The sequence below is a fragment of the Pseudonocardia yunnanensis genome, assembly GCF_039534065.1.
Lineage (GTDB): Bacteria > Actinomycetota > Actinomycetes > Mycobacteriales > Pseudonocardiaceae > Pseudonocardia > Pseudonocardia yunnanensis.
Genome location: NZ_BAAAUS010000043.1, coordinates 53025 through 72420, shown reverse-complemented (window position 1 = coordinate 72420; position 19396 = coordinate 53025). Strand labels below are relative to the sequence as shown.

General features: G+C 72.6%; 16 protein-coding genes. 13 read left to right on the top strand and 3 right to left on the bottom strand.

What is annotated here, in order from left to right; translation table 11 throughout:
- Complete coding sequence (locus tag ABD743_RS33755; protein WP_344727078.1) at positions 1-1584, bottom strand: metallophosphoesterase family protein; 1584 nt, start codon at positions 1582-1584, stop codon at positions 1-3.
- Complete coding sequence (locus ABD743_RS33750; protein ID WP_344727076.1) at positions 1581-2492, bottom strand: haloalkane dehalogenase; 912 nt, start codon at positions 2490-2492, stop codon at positions 1581-1583. Before ABD743_RS33750 ends, ABD743_RS33755 begins: the two co-directional genes overlap by 4 nt.
- A gap of 579 nt (positions 2493-3071) precedes the next feature.
- Here ABD743_RS33750 and ABD743_RS33745 point away from each other — a divergent pair.
- The 11 genes from ABD743_RS33745 (at position 3072) to ABD743_RS33695 (ending at position 16130) form a co-directional block, all read left to right on the top strand.
- Entirely contained in the window at positions 3072-3308 is a 237-nt protein-coding gene (locus ABD743_RS33745) for a hypothetical protein (RefSeq protein ID WP_344727075.1), read from the top strand.
- Positions 3309-3588: 280 nt separating this feature from the next.
- Positions 3589-4548, top strand: a complete 960-nt coding sequence (gene deoC, locus ABD743_RS33740) for a deoxyribose-phosphate aldolase (protein WP_344727687.1) — start codon at positions 3589-3591, stop codon at positions 4546-4548.
- Complete coding sequence (locus ABD743_RS33735) at positions 4545-5978, top strand: aldehyde dehydrogenase family protein (protein WP_344727074.1); 1434 nt, start codon at positions 4545-4547, stop codon at positions 5976-5978. The genes deoC and ABD743_RS33735 overlap by 4 nt, the downstream gene beginning before the upstream one ends.
- Positions 5979-6092: 114 nt before the next feature.
- On the top strand, positions 6093-6677 hold the full coding sequence (locus ABD743_RS33730; protein ID WP_344727685.1) for an NADPH-dependent FMN reductase: 585 nt from the start codon (positions 6093-6095) through the stop codon (positions 6675-6677).
- A 68-nt stretch (positions 6678-6745) separates the two neighbouring features.
- A complete protein-coding gene (locus tag ABD743_RS33725) occupies positions 6746-8119 on the top strand; it encodes an MFS transporter (protein WP_344727072.1) in 1374 nt (457 codons plus the stop codon).
- Complete coding sequence (locus ABD743_RS33720; RefSeq protein WP_344727071.1) at positions 8116-10872, top strand: helix-turn-helix transcriptional regulator; 2757 nt, start codon at positions 8116-8118, stop codon at positions 10870-10872. The genes ABD743_RS33725 and ABD743_RS33720 overlap by 4 nt, the downstream gene beginning before the upstream one ends.
- Positions 10873-10986: 114 nt before the next feature.
- Positions 10987-11676: a phosphatase PAP2 family protein gene (locus ABD743_RS33715; RefSeq protein ID WP_344727683.1), complete on the top strand. Its 690-nt coding sequence runs from the start codon at positions 10987-10989 to the stop codon at positions 11674-11676.
- On the top strand, positions 11639-13264 hold the full coding sequence (locus tag ABD743_RS33710; RefSeq protein ID WP_344727069.1) for a sensor histidine kinase: 1626 nt from the start codon (positions 11639-11641) through the stop codon (positions 13262-13264). The genes ABD743_RS33715 and ABD743_RS33710 overlap by 38 nt, the downstream gene beginning before the upstream one ends.
- Positions 13265-13281: 17 nt before the next feature.
- A complete protein-coding gene (locus ABD743_RS33705) occupies positions 13282-13989 on the top strand; it encodes a response regulator (protein WP_344727681.1) in 708 nt (235 codons plus the stop codon).
- A 10-nt stretch (positions 13990-13999) separates the two neighbouring features.
- A complete protein-coding gene (locus ABD743_RS33700) occupies positions 14000-14884 on the top strand; it encodes an aldehyde dehydrogenase family protein (RefSeq protein WP_344727067.1) in 885 nt (294 codons plus the stop codon).
- A 25-nt stretch (positions 14885-14909) separates the two neighbouring features.
- The gene (locus tag ABD743_RS33695) at positions 14910-16130 is read left to right on the top strand and encodes a primosomal protein (RefSeq protein WP_344727065.1); all 1221 of its coding nucleotides are present in this window, start codon (positions 14910-14912) and stop codon (positions 16128-16130) included.
- Between the two features lie 17 nt (positions 16131-16147).
- Here the strand turns inward: ABD743_RS33695 and ABD743_RS33690 are convergent, their stop codons facing one another.
- Positions 16148-17239, bottom strand: coding sequence for an adenosine deaminase (locus tag ABD743_RS33690; RefSeq protein WP_379659174.1), 1092 nt, complete (start codon positions 17237-17239; stop codon positions 16148-16150).
- Between the two features lie 152 nt (positions 17240-17391).
- On the opposite strand from ABD743_RS33690, the gene ABD743_RS33685 reads away from it, so the two are divergent.
- Positions 17392-18150 carry an SDR family NAD(P)-dependent oxidoreductase gene (locus tag ABD743_RS33685; RefSeq protein ID WP_344727061.1) on the top strand — a complete coding sequence of 253 codons (759 nt, stop codon included), beginning with the start codon at positions 17392-17394 and terminating at the stop codon, positions 18148-18150.
- Positions 18151-18319: 169 nt separating this feature from the next.
- Complete coding sequence (locus tag ABD743_RS33680; RefSeq protein ID WP_344727059.1) at positions 18320-19384, top strand: coiled-coil domain-containing protein; 1065 nt, start codon at positions 18320-18322, stop codon at positions 19382-19384.
- Positions 19385-19396 lie beyond the last annotated feature (12 nt).

Genomic DNA, 19396 nt, shown 5'->3' with positions numbered 1-19396 from the left:
TCACGGCACCGGACGGCCAGGGGTCTCGCTCGCCCAGACCCACCGGCCGTCCGGTTGCCGTGTGGCGCGCATCCGGTCCTCCAGCACCGGGTCGATCTCGTGCTCGCGGCAGCCGGTGGCGGCCCAGCAGGACACCACGATCTCGTCGCTCGTGGCGTCGAGCCGCAGGAAGCTCTTGAACTGCGGCACGGCGTTCGAGTCGAACAGCACCGACATCAGGTTGTGCGCGGGCGCCGATCCCCGCGCGGGCAGCGGGAAGATGCGATCAGCGGCCCGGCGGGCCCGGGCGGACACGGCCGACGAGCCCGGCCGCGGCGGCGTGATGCCCACCCGCTCGGCCATCAGCGCGGTGGCGTCGTCGGGGTCGATCACCAGCCGGCCGAGCCCGAAGCCGAGCAGCTTGTCGTAGCGCCGGCTGAAATGGGCGAGCGAGTCGCCGCGCAGCGGGTAGCAGCGGAAGTCCTCCTCGTGGACGGCGGGAGCGAGCCGGTCCACGTTCGGGATCTGGTGGGTGGCCGAGAGATAGGCCCCCGACCCGCCCGCCACGAGGTACAGGATCGTGCGCCCGTCCGGCTGCCGCACGGGGTAGCGCTGGTAGTTGTGGTCGTCCCCGCCGATGGCCGCCACGTAGTTGTGCGCCCGGTCGGTGACGATGTCGTTCACGTCCCCGCCGCCTTCGATCGGGCACGGCTGGAAGGCGGCATAGGTGTAGAGCGGCTTACCGGTGAGCAGGATCTTGGGGCGGTCGCCCGCCGACACCTCGCGGAGCCAGGCGGCCTGGTCGCGGTCGATGTGGCCGTCGATGCCGACGTCGATGAGTACCAGCCGCACCGGGCCGGCGTCGATCGCGCAGTACGGGCCGGGCTGGGTCGCCTGCTGCGACTCGGCGTCCCGGTACCAGCGCATGTCGGCGACGTCGGCGGCTGTCGCCTTCGGCGCGCGGCGCCAGAGCAGTTGCCGCAGGAGCCGCTTCCACCACGGACCGGGCACGGCGGGCGAGGGCGCCCCGGCGTCGGGTGGGGCGTCGCAGAACGCGGTCATGAAACCGCTGAGCCCGTCGTACCAGTCGTGGTTGCCGGGCAGGCCGTAGAGCGGCGCCTGGTAGTCGGCGTAGGCCCGATAGAAGCGGTCGGCGTAGGCGCGCACCCCGCCTGCCGGGTAGATGACGTCGCTGCAGATGATCCCGAGGTCGGTGTCGCCTGCTACCCGTTCCAGCACCGGCACCACGACGTACTGCGAGGCGTCCCCCTCGCCCGGGTCGCCCAGCACCGCCACCGAGATGCGGTCGCGGTCGGCGAAGCGCGTGACGAGCCGGTCGCGCGGTGGCGGGGCCGCGCCGGCCGCCTCGGCGTAGGTGTCGAGCCTGCGCAGCCACTCTCGGCGCTGGTTGTCGGTGGGGTCGCCGAGCCAGCGTGTCAGTACGTCGTTGCGAGAGGCGATGAGCGGGCCGGGCGACAACCAGGAGAGGCGGCTGTCGACGGGTGCGAGGCGAGCACCGACGCCGGGCTCGTGGCAACCCCACCCCGCTCCGCCCGTGGAACTCCGCGACGGCTCACTCCCCAGCTCGGGACGGACGCCGGTCACCGCACACCAGCCACGAAACGCACGACCTCCGCCGCCAGCGCCGGTCCCGCGTCCTCCTGCAGGAAGTGGCCCGCACCGCTGATCGTCGGGTGCTCCCGGCCCGCCGCGCCGGGCATGGCGCTGCGCAGGATCGGCTCCATCGCCGCCGTGATCGGGTCACCGTCGCTGAACGCGCAGAGGAACGGGATCTCGCTGGCCGAGAGCCGGGCCCAGGCCGCGCGGTTGGCCTCCGTCGCCGGGTCGTCGGGCCGGGTCGGCACGAGCAGCGGCATCGCCCGCGGGCCTGCCTTGTAGCTCTCGTCGGGGAACGGGGCGTCGTAGGCGGCGCGGACTTCGGGGGTGAACCGGGTGCGGCAGCCCGCCTGTACGAGCCGCGCGATGTCCAGCTGCTCCGCCTTCTCCACGGCCCGGCGGAACTGCCACCACACCTCGGGCATGTCGCGGTCGCCGGTGGGCAGGCCGGTGTTGGCGGCCACCACGGCGCTGAACCGATCCAGGTGCTCGGCAACCAGCCGCAGGCCCAGCAGCCCGCCCCAGTCCTGCCCGACGAGCGTGACGCCGCGCAGGTCGAGCACGTCGAACACGAGCGCCCGCAGCCACTCGACGTGGCGCGCATAGCTGTGGTCGGCGATGTCGGCAGGCTTGTCGGAGCGCCCGAAGCCGACGAGGTCGGGCGCAACGGCCCGGAGGCCGGCAGCCGCCAGCACCGGGATCGTCGTCCGGTACAGGAACGACCAGCTCGGCTCGCCGTGCAGCAACAACACGACCGGCCCGTCCGACGGACCCGCCTCCACCCACGCCATCCGCAACGCTCCGTCATCGGACGCGGGGACTTCGGCATAGCGGGGAGCGATGTCGAAGCCGGGAAGTCCGGCGAACCGCTCGTCGGGGGTGCGGAGAGTTCGCATGAAGACGATCTTGGCAGCCCCCGGGCCGCACGGAGCCGCGGCAGGGTCGCCGACGGTGACGACTTTCGGAGCGACGACGCCGCGGCCCCTCGGCCGAGACGTCGAGGAGACGCCGGGGAGACGTCAGGATGGCGTCAGCATGGCGCCGCGGAGACCGCGAGGAGACCGCGCGGAGCCCGAACCGCGCGTCACCTCATCGGGGGCCGAGCCGCCGTCGCGACACCCCCGGAACGTCACTTTCCGCAACAATTCCGGAGAGCGCGACACAGTGGAGTGATGCGACTCCGCGGCCCAGCTGACATACGAAACAGGCCGTTTCGGAGCCCGACAAGAGCCCGCTGAAGGCGGTCGGAAGGCCCGGCGGGCACCGACAGTAGTGATGACTAAGAGTGTCAAGATCGACACATTGATCGTAGTCAGGAGTGTATGACCACCGATTCCGCTACCTCGTCACCCGGTTGCCGGTACCGACAGTGATCGAACTCGAAGATTCACCCTGACCCGAATGGGTGGTCTGGCACAAACAGTGTCACGCCGAGGGCCTCCCCGACGCTGTACTAATGACTAGGAGGTGATCCGGTGGCGGACAACTCGACATCCGACGAAGCGACGCTGGTCGCTGCAGCGGAGAAGCTTACTCAGTGCGACGGCTATGTCGTCCTCGCTGTTGATCCCCAGACCGGGGAGGTTGATGCACATGGACCGTTCGACGGGCTGACGGCAACCGTCAAGGCCGATCAGCTGCGCCGCGATTTCGACCGCGGTGGACTGGAGGACGTCACTGTCGGCGTCGTCCGCCTGCACAGCTCAACCTGAGCTCCACCAACGCGGCTCGCGACGCGCTCCCTTCGTATTCGTCGCCGCCCGCTGCGCCTGGACGCGCAGCGGGCGGCGCGCTCCCTGAAGTCGGCCGCTCGGCACTGGTTCCTGTTCTCCATTCCGGCTCCGATTCCGCGGGCCGGAATTGCGATCGATCAGGCCCTTGGCGAGCACTGCGCAAACCCTCGACCGCGCTCCCCCGGCCCCTACACTCAGCGCCGTGACAACGACCGTGCCCGCCCCGCGCCCCGACGCGCCCGGCGCCGGCAAGGCCCGCATCGACAGCCACGACGGCCATGCCGCGCCCGGATTCGGTGACGTCGTCAGGGACGAGGCGGCGTTGCGCCGTTTCCTCCACGGGCTGCCAGGGGTCGACCAGGTCGGGCTCGAACGCCGGTCGGCGATGCTCGCCACCCGCAGCATCAAGCGGGAGTCCAAGCTCCACGCCCTCGACATGGCGGTCTCGATGATCGACCTCACCACGCTGGAGGGCGCCGACACCCCGGGCAAGGTGCGCTCGCTGTGCGCGCAGGCCCGCCGGCCCGACCCCGACCATCCCCAGGTGCCACCCGTCGCCGCCGTCTGCGTCTACCCCGATCTGGCCGGCGTCGCCGTCGAGGCGCTGCGCGGATCGGGTGTGGCGGTCGCCGCCGTCGCCACCGCGTTCCCGTCCGGACGGTCGTCGCGGGCGGTCAAGCTCGCCGACACCGCGCTCGCCGTCGAGGCAGGGGCGTCCGAGATCGACATGGTGATCGACCGCGGAGCGTTCCTCACCGGGCGCTACGGCGCCGTGTTCGACGAGATCGTCGCCGTGAAGCAGGCCTGCGGCAGCGCCCACCTCAAGGTGATCCTCGAGACCGGCGAGCTCGCCGGCTACGACGACGTGCGCCGCGCCTCCTGGCTCGCCCTGCTCGCCGGCGCCGACGTCATCAAGACATCCACGGGCAAGATCTCCCCGGCCGCCACACTGCCCGTCGTACAGGTGATGCTGCAGGCCGTCCGCGACTGGGAACGCGCCACAGGCCGGCTGCGCGGGGTCAAGGCCGCGGGCGGTATCCGCACCGCGAAGGACGCCATCCGCCACCTGGTGGCCGTCAACGAGATCGCCGGACCCGCATGGCTCACGCCGCAGCTGTTCCGGTTCGGAGCATCCTCGCTGCTCGGGGATCTGCTGCGGCAGCGCCGCACCCAGCTCGAGGGGCACTACGAGAGCGCCGACCGGATCGGGAGCGCGTGATGGAGTGGACCTACGCCCCGGCCCCGGAGTCGGCGTCGCTCGCGAACCTCAAACCCACCTACCGGCCGTTCATCGGCGGGGAGTTCGTCGACGGCGGCGGTCAGCCGCTGAAGACGGTCAACCCGGCCACGGAGGAGGTGCTCGCCGAGGTCGGCACGGCGGCAGCCGAGGACGTCGACCGTGCCGTCGCCGCGGCCCGTCGCGCGTACGAGCAGGTGTGGGGCCCGATGCCCGGCGCGGAGCGGGCCAAGTACCTGTTCCGGATCGCGCGGATGGTGGCCGAGCGCGCCCGCGAGCTGGCCGTGCTGGAGACGCTGGACAACGGCAAGCCGATCCGCGAGTCGCGCGATGTCGACGTGCCCACCGCGTCGGCGCACCTGTTCCACCACGCCGGTTGGGCCGACAAGCTCGGCTACGCGGGCCTGGGTCCCGACCCGCAGCCGCTCGGCGTGGTGGGTGCCGTGATCCCATGGAACTTCCCGCTGCTCATGGCGGCCTGGAAGATCGCTCCCGCGCTGGCGTGCGGCAACACGATCGTCCTGAAGCCCGCCGAGACCACCCCGCTCACGGCGCTCGTGCTCGCGGAGATCGCCGCCGACGCCGGGCTGCCCGCAGGCGTGCTGAACGTGCTGCCGGGCGCCGGTGACGTGGGCGAGGCCCTGGTCGGGCACGGCGGGCTGGACAAGGTGGCGTTCACCGGCTCCACCGATGTGGGCAAGGAGATCCAGCGCCGCCTCGCCGGCGCGGGCAGACGGCTCACCCTGGAGCTCGGCGGCAAGGCCGCCAACATCGTCTACGACGACGCACCGCTCGACCAGGCCATCGACGGCGTCGTCGACGGCATCTTCTTCAACCAGGGACACGTCTGCTGCGCGGGCTCGCGCCTGCTGGTGCAGGAGTCGATCGCGGAGGAGTTCGAGACGCTCCTGCGCGCCCGGATCGAGACGCTGCGACTGGGCGACCCGCTCGACAAGAACACCGATGTCGGCGCCATCAACTCGCCCGCCCAGCTGGAGCGGATCGTCGACCTCGCGGCCGCGGGCGACGCCGAGGGTGCACAGCGCTGGACGAGCTCGTGCCCGCTCCCCGAGCGCGGTCTGTTCTTCCCGCCCACCGTCTTCTCCGGGGTGGAGCAGACCATGCGCGTGGCGCGGGAGGAGATCTTCGGGCCGGTCCTCTCGGTGCTCACGTTCCGCACGCCGGACGAGGCCGTCGCGAAGGCGAACAACACGCGCTACGGCCTGTCCGCCGGCATCTGGACGAGCAACGGCGCGAAGGCACTGTGGACGGCACAGCGGGTGCGCGCGGGCGTCGTCTGGGCCAACACCTTCAACCGCTTCGACCCCACGGCCCCCTTCGGCGGCTACCGCGAGTCCGGCTTCGGCCGCGAAGGTGGCCGGGTCGGCCTGGAGGCCTACCTCCGGGCCTGAGCCCGAACTCGACGATCGTCGAGGCGCTCGCACCGGTCACGTGACGGATTCGGTGCCCCTTTCCCCGCTCATAGCGTCCGCCATATGGACCGTGACGAGGGGAAGGAACCCACCATGACCGACGCGAGCATCCGGCTGGTGGTGATCATCGGCAGCACCCGTGGCGGCCGGTTCGGGCCGACGGTGGCCGACTGGTTCGCCGGGGAGGCGCGTCAACGCGCCGACCTCGATGTGGACGTGCTCGACCTGGCGGAAGCCGCGCTGCCCGACCGGTTGGAATCCTTCGGGTCGCCGACGCCACCTGCCGTCGCCGCCGTGTCCTCACGGCTCGCTGCGGCCGACGCGTTCGTGGTGGTCACGCCCGAGTACAACCACAGCTATCCGGCTCCGTTGAAGACGCTCATCGACTGGTACGGGCGGGAGTGGCAGGCCAAGCCGGTGGCGTTCGTGTCGTACGGCGGGATGTCGGGCGGCCTGCGGGCCGTGGAGCACCTGCGCCCGGTGTTCGCGGAGGTGCACGCCACCACGGTGCGCGACACCGTCAGCTTCCACGGAGCGTGGGCCCGGTTCGGCGACGGCGGCCGTCCGCTCGAGGAGGCGGAGTGCTCGGCGGCCGCGAAGACGATGCTGGACCAGCTCACGTGGTGGGCGCTGGCCCTGCGCGAGGCCCGCGCCGCCCGGCCCTACGTGACCGGGTGAGATCCCTTGACCTCGAGTCAGCTTCAGCTCTTACGGTCAGGATCCCGATCACCGCAGGAGGGACGCCCATGACCACGAGAGCGGTACTCCCGCCGCAACGCACGAGCTGGGCTCCGGTGGCGGCGCTCGGGCTCGCGATGCTGATGGTCACCTCCGAGATGACGATCCCCGCGGTGACCCTCCCCGGCATGGGCGCCGAGCTGGGCGTGTCCGCTGCGGCGACGGCATGGGTGCTGCTGGCCTACGCCCTGCCGTCGGCAGCCGTGTCCGTTCCCGCAGGCCGCTGGGCCGACGGTGCGGACGTCCGCGCGGTCTTCGCCCTGGCCATGATCGGGCTCGGACTGGCGAGCGTGCTGGTGGCGCTCGCACCGACGTTCGGGCTGGTCGTCGTCGGCCGCCTGGTGCAGGGGATCGGGGGTGCGCTCGTGGTGGCCGCGTACATGCCGATAATCAGCGGCAGCGTCCGCCACGAGCAGCGCGGCCGGGCGATCGGGTTCGTGATCACGATCATGACGATCGGGGCCACGGTGGGCATGCCCCTCGGCGGGCTGGTGGCCGAGGTGTTCACCTGGCGCGAGGTCTTCCTGATGAAGATCCCGCTGGTCCTCGTCGTGCTGTGGATCGGCCTGCGCAGCATCCCGCGCACCCCGGACCGCGGCCTGCCCCGCCCGGGCGTGGCACTCGTTCGCGAGGCGCTGCTGCTCGGGGGCGCGGTGGCGGCATTGCTGCTGGCGCTCGACGAGGTGGACGGGCAGCCGCTCGTCGCCGCCGCCCTCGGGGTGGCGGCGGTCGCGCTCGGAGTGTGGTGGGCACGGCTGACGGCGTCGGGGCCGGTGATCGCGCTCGTGCGCGGGCGCTCGTTCGCCGGCACGCTGCTCGCGCTGTTCACGACCACGTTCACCGGCGGGCTGATCGCGTTCCTGCTCCCGTACTTCGTGGCCGACGTGCTGGGCGACGGACCCGACGTCACCGGCGTGGCGCTCCTGTTCGTGGTCGGTGCGATGGCGCCGGTCTCCCCGCTCGCAGGCCTGCTGTCCGACCGCTACGGGACGAGGGCCGTCGCGGTCGTCGGGAGCGCGGTGACTGTCGTCGCGATGCTCTCCATGCTCACCCTGGACGCCGGCTCGGGACTCGCGGATCTGGCCTGGCGGTTGATCCTGCTGGGCGTGGGATCCGGGCTGTTCAACCCGGCGATCAACACCGCGCTGCTCGTCGGCACCCCCGCCGGGTCGGAAGGGGTGGCCGGTGGCGTCGGGATGACGGTGCGCACGATCGCGATGACGGTGGCCCCGGCGGTGACCGCGCTGGCCTGGACCATGGCAGGGGGCGGCGCAGCGGGCTTCCGCGCCGGGGTCGTGGTGGTGACCGCGGTGGTCGGCCTCGGCCTTCTCGTGCTGCTGGTACCGGTGGCCGCCCAGCCCAGGGTGGAGGAAGCCCGATGAACCTGGCCGGGGCGCCGGTCCGCCCCGCTCTCCCCGGCCGGGCCGCCGAGACCGCGGACGTGCAGCGCCTGCTCGACACCGCCCGCGCGGGCCGCAGTGCTGCTCTGGTCGTCCGTGGGGAGGCAGGGATCGGGAAGTCGACCCTGCTACGGCACACCGCCGCGGCCGCGCCGGACATGCTGGTGCTGACCAGGACCGGCGTCGAGACCGAGACGGAGCTGCCGTTCGCCGCCCTGCACCTGCTGGTGAAGGACAACATGGCGGGCGTCGACGAGCTGCCCGAGGCGCAGGCGGGCGCGTTGCGCGCGGCACTCGGGTTGGCGACACCGGAACGTGCCCCTGACCGGTTCCTGGTCGGACTCGCCGTGCTGACGCTGCTCGGCGAGCTGGCGGCGCAGCGACCGGTGCTGTGCCTGCTCGACGACGCCCACTGGTTCGACCGTGCATCGGCCGAGGTGCTGCTGTTCGTCGCGCGCCGGCTCGACGCCGAGGCCGTCGTGATGCTCTTCGCGGCGCGCACCGGGCACGCCCCCGCGTTTCCGGCCCCGGGGCTGGCGGAGCTCGCGCTCCCCCGGCTGGACGAGCCGACCGCGCGGCACGTCCTGGACTCCGGTGCTGGCGACCTGCCCCGCCACATCCGGGAACAGCTGCTGCGGGAGGCGGCAGGCAACCCGCTCGCCCTGCACGAGCTGCCTGCGGCGCACCGTGCGGGGCGGGCACCGGTGTACCCACTCGGTCCACCCGAGGCCGGGCGGGGTGGGTCGGCACCGACACACAGCCCGGTGGAGCGCGAGTTCGCCGCCCGGATCGAGGCGATGCCCGAGAGGGTCCGCACCGTGTTGCTCGTGGCGGCGGCGGACAACACCTGTGACACGGGTGTGGTGCTCGCGGCCGCACAACGCCTCGGCAGTTCCGTGGCCGACCTGGAGGCGGCGGAGCGCGCGAGGCTCCTCATGTTCTCCGAGGGGTGCCTCGGCTTCCAGCACCCGCTGATCCGCACGGCCGCCTACGGCAGCGCCACCGTCGTGCGCAAACAGGCGGCCCACCGCGCGCTCGCCGACGTACTCGACGGGCGGCCCGACGTCGACCGGCGCAACTGGCACCGCGCCGCCGCCAGCATCGGCCCCGACGAGGACGTCGCCGCCGCGCTCGAGGAGAGCGCACGCGCGGCCACGGACCGCGGCAGCAACGAGGCGGCGGCCGCCGCGTACGAACGGGCGGGCTCGCTCAGCCCCGACCCCGCACGGCGGACACGCCGGCTCACCGCCGCAGCGGAGGCAGCGGCGGACGCCGGGCACCGTGAATGGGCGTCCGCCCTGGCGATCGACGCCGCACGGCCCGTGGCCGACCAGGTGCAGCTTGCGCGGCTCGCCCTGATCCACGCCCGTCTCGCCGACGAGGTCAACCGGCCGGAGGAGACGCACCGGCTGCTGATGGAGGCGGCGATGCCGATCGCGGTCGTCGCCCCCGAGCTGGCAGGCGAGATGTTGATGTGGGCGGTGGAGGCGGGGTGGTCGGCGCGTGAGCGCGGCATGATCGAGCGAATCGTGGCCGCTGCCGAGCTGTCCGGCAACGCGCGGTACGTCCGGGCGCTGGCCGCGGTGGCACTCGCCCAACTCCCCGACGCCGGCGACGCCGCGCTGCCGAGGGCGATCGCGGGCCTGCGTGAGATGGCGATCTGCCACGGCTCGGGATCGCCGCGCGTCGGGGCCACCCTCGCGGCGTGGCACCTCGCCGTCGGCGACCACATCACGGCCCATGCGCTCGCCGCCTGCGCCGAGCGCGACTGCCGCACCCACGGGGCGCGCGGCGTGCTGCCGCGGGTGCTGGCCGTGCTGGCCGCTGGGCGGTGGCACCTGGGTCGCCGCCACGACGCCGCTGTCGCCGCGGCCGAGGGGCTGCAGCTCGCCCGGGACACCGGCCACGAGCAGGCTCTCGGCGAACTCGCGGTGGTGGTGGCGCATCTGGCGGCCGTCGAGGGCGACGAGGTGCGCCTGGCTGCCGTCCTCGCCGAGTTCGACGGACGCCGGATGCCGCTGGGCTTCCCCGAGGCCGCCGCGGCGGCCCGCAGCCTTCTGGACCTGGGACTCGGCCGCATCGACAGCGCCGCCGAGCGGCTGGCCGAACTGATGGCGGACCCGCACCACTCACAGTCCCTGCCCGACCTGGTGGAGGCGGCCACACGCGCGGGTCGCACGGAGCTCGCCCGCGACGCGGCCACGCGCTTCGAGCGATGGGCGGGCCACGTCGGACAGGCCTGGGCACGGGCGGTCGCGCTGCGCTGCCGGGCGCTCGTCGACGGCGGTGACCGGGCGGAACAACTCTTCGCAGAGGCCGTGGCGCACCACCGGCTCGACGGGACACGCCCCTTCGAGCGCGCCCGCACCGAACTGCTCCAGGGGGAGTCGCTGCGCCGGGAACGGCGCCGGGCACAGGCCCGATCGCCGCTGCGATCGGCGTTGGAGACGTTCGAGGAGCTCGGTGCCCGTCCCTGGGCCGAGCGCGCGCGGGCCGAGCTGCGGGCCACCGGGGAGAGCCGGGCCGACGCGCAGCCCGGCCGCGACCTCCTTGCCGAGCTCACCCCTCAGGAACTGCAGGTCGTCCGGCTCGCGGCGGCCGGGCTCAGCAACCGGGACATCGGCGCCCAGCTGTTCCTCAGCCCGCGCACGGTGGGCTACCACCTGTACAAGGCGTTCCCGAAGCTCGGCGTCACCTCCCGCGGGCAGCTCGTCCGGCTCGATCTGCCCGCCTGAGCCGGTGGCGCCCTGCCGATCGTCAGGTGCGCGACCCTGCCGAAGGACAGGGGCGGCGCAGCGCTTTCGACGAAGGCGATCGACCGGCACCGATAAATAGCGTTCATCTTCGTGATGAATGCGCTCGTGGAGCCGATTCCGGATGGCACCGGAATTCCGGATGTGCCCGATGTCAGTGCGGAATGGTACCGGCGTGTCGTCGAATCGGCGGCTGAGAGCCCGGAGGCCGTTCGCGTACTCGTCGATATCGCCACCGATGCCGTCGCCGTCCTGCTCGCCGCGATGTTCGTGGCGGCGTGGTGGCGCGCGCGGACCGGCTCGTCGCTGCAGATGGCACGGGCTCTGCTGGTCCCGGTGGCAACGGTGGTGGCGTACCTGCTCAGCGAGATGGCGAAGGAGCTGTGGCAGGAGGAACGTCCGTGCCGAACGCTCGGCGAGCTGGCCACGATCGCGGCCTGCCCCGCGTACGGCGACTGGTCCTTTCCCAGCAACCACGCAACGGTCGCGGGAGCGGCGGCCGTCGCTCTTGCCTGGTCGGGTGCGCGCCTCGGATTCTTCGCCGTGGGCGTGGCATTGTTCGCCGCCGCCTCACGTGTTGTCGTGGGCGTGCACTATCCGCACGATGTGATCGCCGGCCTGGTTCTCGGTGCGACGGTGGCCCTCGTCTTTCCGGCATCGGCACGTCTGCTGGCGCCGGTGATCGCCGAGGCACGGAAGCGACCCCGTGCGGCATGGCTGGTCGGTCGTCCGGCCGCTGAGCCGGTCGATGCGCCGACCGTTCGTCTTCACCGCCCACGCGCCTGAGACGACGTCCGCGAAACTGATGGGTGTGCGCGCACTCGCCCTCTGGACGATCACGGCAGTGCCGGTGCTCGCGGCCGCGATCGGACCGTGGACCGGCCGGCTCTCGACAGGAGAGGCCCTCGCCGGGCTGGCCGTTCTCGGCGTCGCAGCGGCCGTCGTGCAGCGCCGGCCGGTCGTGGCTCTCGTGCTGGTGGTGGTGGCGTGGCAGATCACGTTCCTGTCGCGGGCCGAGCTGGACAGCACGCTCGGAGTGCTCGCGTTCGCGGGAGCTCTGCTCGCGGTCAGCTTCGTGGCCGGCCGGAACGCGTTCACGGGCACAGCGGGTGCGGTGGTCCTGCTGGCGGGCACCGCCACCGGTGCAGCGGCTGCGGCGGCCCTCGGCGGCGGGGGCGACTCCGCCCTCGGGACGGTCGCCGCGATGGCGGTGCTCGCGGTCGTGCCCTGGACGATCGGCCGGTACCGCCGCGAGTACACCCGGATGGTCCGAGCCGGCTGGGAGCACGCGGAACGGGTGGAACGGGAGCTCGAGCTGGCCGAGGACAGGGCCAGGACCCGCGAACGGGCCCGACTGGCCGGCGAGATGCACGACCTGATCGGCCACGAGCTGGCGCACGCCGCGCTGCGCATCGGTGCCCTCGAGGTGGACGCCGGGCTCGACCATCGGCATCGATCGGCGGCCGGCGGCGCCCGCGCGGCCGTGACCACAGCCGCCGAACGCCTGGCCGACGCGGTACGCGTGCTGCGCGCGGACCGGAGCGGCACCGACGGATCCACCGAGTCGGTGGCCGAGCTCGTGGCCCGGACCCGGACGTCGGGGCTCGACGTGGAGCTCGTCGCGGACCCCCCGCGCGACCACGACCCCCTCATCGCACGGACGATCCACCGCGTGGTCGCCGAAGCCCTCACCAACGCCATCAAGCACGCCCCGGGCACCCCCGTGACCGTCCGGATCGAGGAGACCGACGAGGGCAGCGTCGTGCGGGTGGCCAATGCGGCGGCGCCCGAGGCACCCGAACCCGGGGTCACCGGTGGGTACGGCCTGCTCGGGCTCGCCGAACGGGTGCGGCTCGTCGGAGGGCGGTTCGATGCCGGCCACCGCGCCGACGGCGGGTACGAAGTCACCGCGCACGTCCCCCACCGGCCCTCGGCACCCGCGGGACCGGCCACGCACCTGCACCGCAGGCAGGCCGAGTTGCAGGTGCGGCGCAGCGGACGCCGGACGGTCCTCGTCACCGCCGGGATCTCGGCAGCGGTCGTCGCCTGCGTGGTGGCCTACATGGTCGTCGACGCCGTCACGTCGGTGCTCGACCCCGCGGACTACGCCAGGCTCACGGTCGGGCAGGACCAGTCGTCCGTCACGCCGCTGCTGCCCGCCGAGACGCGGGTCGACCTGCCCGACGGCGTGCCGCCGCCACCGGCCGGCTCGGCCTGCAGCCACTACAGCACCCACCCCAACCCGTTCGACGAACGCGGGAGCGACCTGTACCGGCTCTGCTTCCGCGACGGGCGGCTCGTGAGCAAGGACCTGCTCGTCCGGGGCACGCGACGACTCGTGAGCGGGGACGAGCTCGTCGGGAGCGAACGGTGACGGGCCAGGACCGCGGCGTGATCCGCGTCGTGCTCGCCGACGACGAGGCCGTCGTGCGCGTCGGGGTGCGGGCCGTTCTCGCCGCCGCGCCGGAGGTCGAGGTCGTCGCCGAGGCACAGGACGGGCGCGAGGCGGTGGACCTGGTGCTGGCGCACCGCCCGGACGTCGCCGTGCTGGACATCCGGATGCCACGGCTCAACGGACTCGAGGCTGCGGCGGAGATCCGCCGGCTGTCCGTCGGCACGACGGTGCTGGTGCTGACCACCTTCGCCGAGGACGCCTACATCTCCCGGGCGCTCGGGGAGGGCGCGGGAGGCTTCGTGCTCAAGACGGGTGACCCCACCGAGATCATCGCGGGCGTGCGCGCCGTCGCCTCCGGCGCGGCCTACCTCTCGCCCTCCGTCGCCCGGCGGGTGATCGACCACCTCGCCGCCACCGGGTCGCGTCTGGGCGCCGCACAGCAACTCGACGGGCTCACCAACCGCGAACGAGAGGTACTCGGGCTCCTCGGCTCCGGAATGTCCAACGGCGAGATCGCCGAGCACATCCACGTGGTCGAGGGCACCGTCAAGGTCTACGTGAGCGGGATCTTCCGGCAGCTCGGGGTGCGCAACCGGGTCGAGGCAGCCATCCTGGCCCACGAGGCAGGCCTCATCCCGCGCGCAACCCGCCCCGCAGCCGGCCCGCCGCCTCGACCCGGTCCGGATTCGGCTTCAGACCCCTAGGCTCGGCAGCATGACCCAGTCCGCGCCCGTCGACGGTCGCGTCGGCGTCGCCAAGACCTACAAGCTCTACGTCGGCGGCGCGTTTCCGCGGTCGGAGTCCGGTCGCAGCTACCCCGTCCACGACGCCACGGGCGTGCTCCTCGCGCACGCCGCGCTCGCCTCGCGCAAGGACGTCCGCGACGCCGTGAGCGCCGCCCGCTCCGCGTTCGGCGGCTGGTCGGGCGCCACCGCGTACAACCGCGGTCAGGTGCTCTACCGCGTCGCCGAGATGATGCAGGGCCGCCGCGACCGCTTCGCCGACCATGTCGTCGCGGCCGAGGGCGTGCCGCGTGAGCGGGCATCGACGCTGGTGGACGCCGCGATCGACCGCTGGGTCTGGTACGCCGGGTGGACCGACAAGATCGCGACCGTGCTCGGCTCGGTCAACCCGGTGGCCGGCCCGTTGCTGAACTGGTCCACCCCCGAGCCCACCGGCGTCGTCGGCGTGCTCGCACCACAGTCGTCGGCCCTGCTCGGCCTGGTCGACGTGCTCGCCCCGGTGCTCGCCACCGGGTGCACCGCCGTCGTCGTCGCGTCCGAGCGCAGGCCGTTGCCCGCGATCGAGCTCGCCGAGGTGCTCGCCACCTCCGACGTGCCGGGCGGCGTCGCCAACCTGCTCACGGGACGTGCCGCCGAGCTGGGGCCGTGGCTCGCCGGCCACGCCGACGTACAAGCGCTCGACCTGGCCGGTGCACCGGAGGAGCTGAGCGCCGACCTGGAACGCGCCGCGGCCGAGACCGTCAAACGTGTGCTGCCCCGGCCCGCCGCGGAGGCCGATCCGATGCGACCAGCAGGGATCGCGCGGCTGCGCGCCTTCACCGAGATCAAGACTGTCTGGCACCCGGTCGGGCGCTGACCTGCGAACGTCCTAGGCTTCCGTCGTGGCCAGCGACATCGTCCCGATCCAGCTCTCCCTCACGGAGGGAGACCTCGTCACGCTCTGGGCCCCGCGGTGGCGCGAGGACGGCGAGGAGTGGGAGGCGTTCCTCGGCGACGACGACGCGCTCTTCGCGTTCCCGGAGGTCGCCCAGCTCGCCGCGTTCGTGCGCACGGCCGGCGAGCACGACCTGCTGGACCACCCGGCCTGGTCGGTGGTCCCGGACCTGACGGTCGCCGAGCTGACGCCGGAGGAGACGCGGCGCTTCGACATCGTCGGGGTGCCCGAGCTGGCAGCCGAGGACCCCGACACGTGGACGGTCGCCGAGCTGGCCGAGATCACCGAGATGGTGCGCTCGATCGCCGACGTCTGTGAACTGGACGGCGTCACAGAGGTGCTCGACGCCGCGCCCGCGTTCGGCCTGCTGCGCCAGGGCACCCTCCCGTTCGCCGGTCGCGAGGGCGCACGGCTGTGGTCACAGATGGTCGAGACGATCGCGGACCGCTGGGACGACGTCATCGACACGATCGACGACCTGGTCGCCACCCCGGAGGTCGACCCTGCTGCCCTGGCCGCGGCGGAGAAGGAAATCGTCGTCGCCGAGGACGCCGACGAGGCCGGTGCCACCACTCTCGACGAGGACGGCGAGGAGGCGGACGAGGACGAGCCCGCCGGCTTCTGGGAGGAGGTCGGCATCGACCCCGTCCGCATCACCACCCGCGACGGCGAGTTCGTCACCTTGCGCTGCTACCTCGACGACGCCCCGGTCTTCCTGGGCTCGAACGGCAAGATCGACGTCTTCACCTCGGAACGCGCGCTCGCCCGGTGGGTCGGCGAGGACGGCGCCGACGGCCACGACCTCGTCGCCGCGTCGACCTGGACGGAGGTGGTCGAGCGGGCCGCGGTGGGCGAGCTGGAGGTGGAGGTCGACGAACTGAACACCTACACCCTCACCGGCCTCGACGACGACATCGCCGAGGGCACGCTCTCCGTCGACCCTTCGCAGCTGGAACTGGCCGTCGAGCTGTTGCTGGACGTCGACGAGTGGGCAGGCAAGGACGACGCCCGCGAGGCGCTCACCGAATCGCAGGCCCTCGGCTGGCTCGTCTCGTTCGTGATCAAGCCCGACCCCACCCGGCTCGCGCCCAGCCCGCCGTTCGACGCCGAGGCGGCGCGATTCCGGGAGCTGGTCGAGAACCTCACGCGCCGGCTCGCGGTGCACTGACCGGCGCTCTGGGGCCGTCAGGCCATCAGGGCGGCGTACCCGGGCTTGATCACCTCGTTGATCATGGCCAGCCGCTCGTCGAAGCCCAGGAACGACGACTTCATCGCGTTGACCGTGAACCACTGCAGGTCGGCCCAGCCGTACCCGAAGGTGTCGGCGAGGGCGGTCATCTCACTGGTCATCGACACGTCGGACATGAGCCGGTTGTCGGTGTTGACCGTGACACGGAAGCGCAGCTCGGTGAGCAGCCCGATCGGGTGGTCGGCGAGCGACTTGGCCGCGCCGGTGTGCACGTTGGACGTCGGGCACATCTCGAGCGGGATGCGCTTGTCCCGCACGTACGCGGCGAGCAGGCCCAGCCGGGGTGTGCCGTCGGCGCCCAGCGTGATGTCGTCGACGATCCGCACGCCGTGGCCGAGCCGGTCTGCACCGCACCACTGCAGCGCCTCCCAGATCGAGGGCAGCCCGAAGGCCTCGCCGGCGTGGATCGTGAAGTGCGCGTTCTGCTGGCGGAGGTACTCGAACGCGTCCAGGTGGCGGGTGGGCGGGAACCCGGCCTCGGCGCCGGCGATGTCGAAGCCCACCACGCCGAGGTTCCGGTAGCGCACCGCCAGCTCCGCGATCTCGCGCGAGCGGGCGGCGTGGCGCATCGCGGTGAGCAGACAGCCGACGCGGATCCGCCTGCCACGCTCCGCCGCCCGGGCCGAGCCGACCCGGAAGCCCTCGAGCACGGCTTCCACCACGGCGTCGAGTTCGAGGCCCCGCTCCACGTGCAGCTCCGGGGCGAACCGCACCTCGGCGTAGACCACGCCGTCGGTGGCCAGGTCCTCTGCACACTCCGCGGCGACGCGGACCAGCGCATCAGCGCTCTGCATCACCCCGACGGTGTGGCCGAACGTCTCCAGGTACAGCTCGAGCGAGCCCGAGTGGGAGGCGGCGAGGAACCACTCGCCCAGCTCCTGCGCGTCGGTGCTCGGGAGGCCTTGATAGCCGGCCGCATCGGCGAGATCGAGGACGGTGGCGGGCCGCAGCCCGCCGTCGAGATGGTCGTGGAGCAGCACCTTCGGTGCGTCCCGGACGGAGTCGACGTTCAGCGAGACGGGCACCACATCACGCTAGAACACCCCTGGCCGTCGTGGGCGAGGGCACCCGAGGAGCGCCTCCCACGTCACCCGTCGGGGCCGGGATCCACTCCTGATCGCCGATCTCCACCACCGATCCCCGACGGCCATCTGCCACCCCCGGCTGACATGCTGAACCAATGATCTTCGATGGTGACGTCGTGCTGGTCACGGGTGGTTCACGCGGAATCGGCCGGGCGGTGGCGCGTGAGTTCGCCGCGGCGGGCGCCACTGTCGTCGTCCAGTACCGGCAGGACCGCCAGGCGGCCGAGAAGGTGCTCTCCGAGCTCGGGCCTGGTGCACACATCGCGCTCCAGGCCGACGTCGCCGACCCCGGGCAGGTGCAGAACCTCGTGGAGTCGGTGGTCGAGCGCCTCGGAGGCATCGGCGTCCTCGTGAACAACGCCGGCGTCTACGAGCGTCACCCCGTCCCGACCACGGGCTACGCGGAATGGCAGGAATCGTGGCGGCGGACGATCGACACGAACCTGATCGGGCCGGCCAACCTCGTGCACCGCGTGGTGCCGCACATGATCGCGGCAGGCGGTGGCCGGATCGTGAACGTCACCTCGCGCGGGGCGTTCCGCGGGGAACCGGAGCACCCGGCGTACGGGGCGAGCAAGGCCGGGCTGAACAGCCTGAGCCAGTCGCTGGCCCAGGCGCTCGCACCGCACGGCATCTACGTCACGACGGTCGCGCCGGGCTTCGTCGAGACCGACATGGCGGCGCCCTACCTCGACGGAGCGGATGGTGCGGCGGTCCGGGCGCAGAGCCCGCTCGGGAGGGCCGCCTCCCCGGAGGAGATCGCCCGCGTCATCGTCTTCCTGGCTTCGCCTGGCACCGAGTACGCCATCGGCGCGATCGTCGACGTGAACGGGGCGTCGTACCTCCGGTCCTGAAAGTGCTGCCACCGGGCGCATACCGCGACGCACGAGAGTGACAAACTACTGCAAACGGGGTAATGGCTCCCGAACGGGGAGTCCCGGAGGGGGTGATCTACGCGCCTCGCTACCCTCAGTGCGCACGGCACTCCCCGTTGTCCGGCAAAGAGAAAGCTCCCCGCCCGCCATGAGCAATGACTCCACACTGTCGTTCGACCGCATGCGCGGCATGCTCATGCGCGCCGCGGAGATCCGCGACAGCGAGCAGCAGCAGATCTTCGACTCGCTCGACGAGATCCACGCCCGGCTCGCCGCGCTCGACGCGCTGGGCACGGTCCGCAAGCGGCTGACCGAGCTTCCCGACCGCACCGAGGTCAGCGTCCTGGCCGAGCGGCTGGACGAGACGGTCGCCAAGCTCGACGCCCAGGACACCGCCATCGCTGCCGTCATGCGGGCCGTCGAGGCGCTGCCCGACAAGATCGCCAAGCCGATCGCCCAGCTCGACGGGCGGCTCGACGGAATGGCCGGGCGGCTGGAGGGCGTGTCGGGCCGGATGGACGGGCTCGACGACCGGCTCCTCGGCCTCCACAAGCGACTCGACGACCTCGACAACCGCCTCGACCGGCACGAGATGCGGCTCGACGCGATGCCGTCGTCGGTGGGAACGCCGATCAAGGAGCGGATCGACGGGATCGAGCGCGCGGTCCGCGAGCAGCTCGAGACGGCCGTCCGAGCCATGGACGAGTCCGACGAGGGCATGCGCAACCTGCTCGGCGACACCAGCATCGGGCTGCACCGGCGGCTCGAGGACCTGGCATCCCGCCCCGCGGTCGACCCGACGGAACCGCTCGACGGCCTGGCGCAGCGGCTGGAGTCGCTGTCCACCCGGCTGGAGACCGTCAGCGAGCGCCTCAACGCGCTCGAGGAGGGCGTGTCCGGGCGCCTCGGCTCACTCGGCGGCGAGATCGACACGAAGCTCGAGAAGCTCGACGCCGCGCTGGTGCAGCGGCCCGACTCCACCTCGCTGCGCACGCTGGTGGAGCAGGCCAACGAGGAGTCCGAGCGGCGTAACGCCGGTCAGCTCGACGAGGCCATGGCCACGTTCGCGGAGCTGATCCTGGGACGGGGCCCCGCCGGCCAGTCCCCGCCGCCGCCCCCGCGTCCGGCTCAGCGCCGGGCGCGCAAGATCACGGTGAAGTCCCCGAACGGGGCGTCGATCGGCGACACCGTGGCCGACGACCCTGACGACTGACCCTCTTCCCTG

Excerpts from the sequence above, each read along its gene's own strand:
- ABD743_RS33750 (WP_344727076.1), bottom strand. The coding sequence starts at position 2,492 with ATGCGAACTCTCCGCACCCCCGACGAGCGGTTCGCCGGACTTCCCGGC.
- ABD743_RS33730 (WP_344727685.1), top strand. The coding sequence starts at position 6,093 with ATGACCGACGCGAGCATCCGGCTGGTGGTGATCATCGGCAGCACCCGT.
- ABD743_RS33725 (WP_344727072.1), top strand. The coding sequence starts at position 6,746 with ATGACCACGAGAGCGGTACTCCCGCCGCAACGCACGAGCTGGGCTCCG.
- ABD743_RS33720 (WP_344727071.1), top strand. The coding sequence starts at position 8,116 with ATGAACCTGGCCGGGGCGCCGGTCCGCCCCGCTCTCCCCGGCCGGGCC.
- ABD743_RS33715 (WP_344727683.1), top strand. The coding sequence starts at position 10,987 with ATGAATGCGCTCGTGGAGCCGATTCCGGATGGCACCGGAATTCCGGAT.
- ABD743_RS33710 (WP_344727069.1), top strand. The coding sequence starts at position 11,639 with ATGCGCCGACCGTTCGTCTTCACCGCCCACGCGCCTGAGACGACGTCC.
- ABD743_RS33700 (WP_344727067.1), top strand. The coding sequence starts at position 14,000 with ATGACCCAGTCCGCGCCCGTCGACGGTCGCGTCGGCGTCGCCAAGACC.
- ABD743_RS33685 (WP_344727061.1), top strand. The coding sequence starts at position 17,392 with ATGATCTTCGATGGTGACGTCGTGCTGGTCACGGGTGGTTCACGCGGA.
- ABD743_RS33680 (WP_344727059.1), top strand. The coding sequence starts at position 18,320 with ATGAGCAATGACTCCACACTGTCGTTCGACCGCATGCGCGGCATGCTC.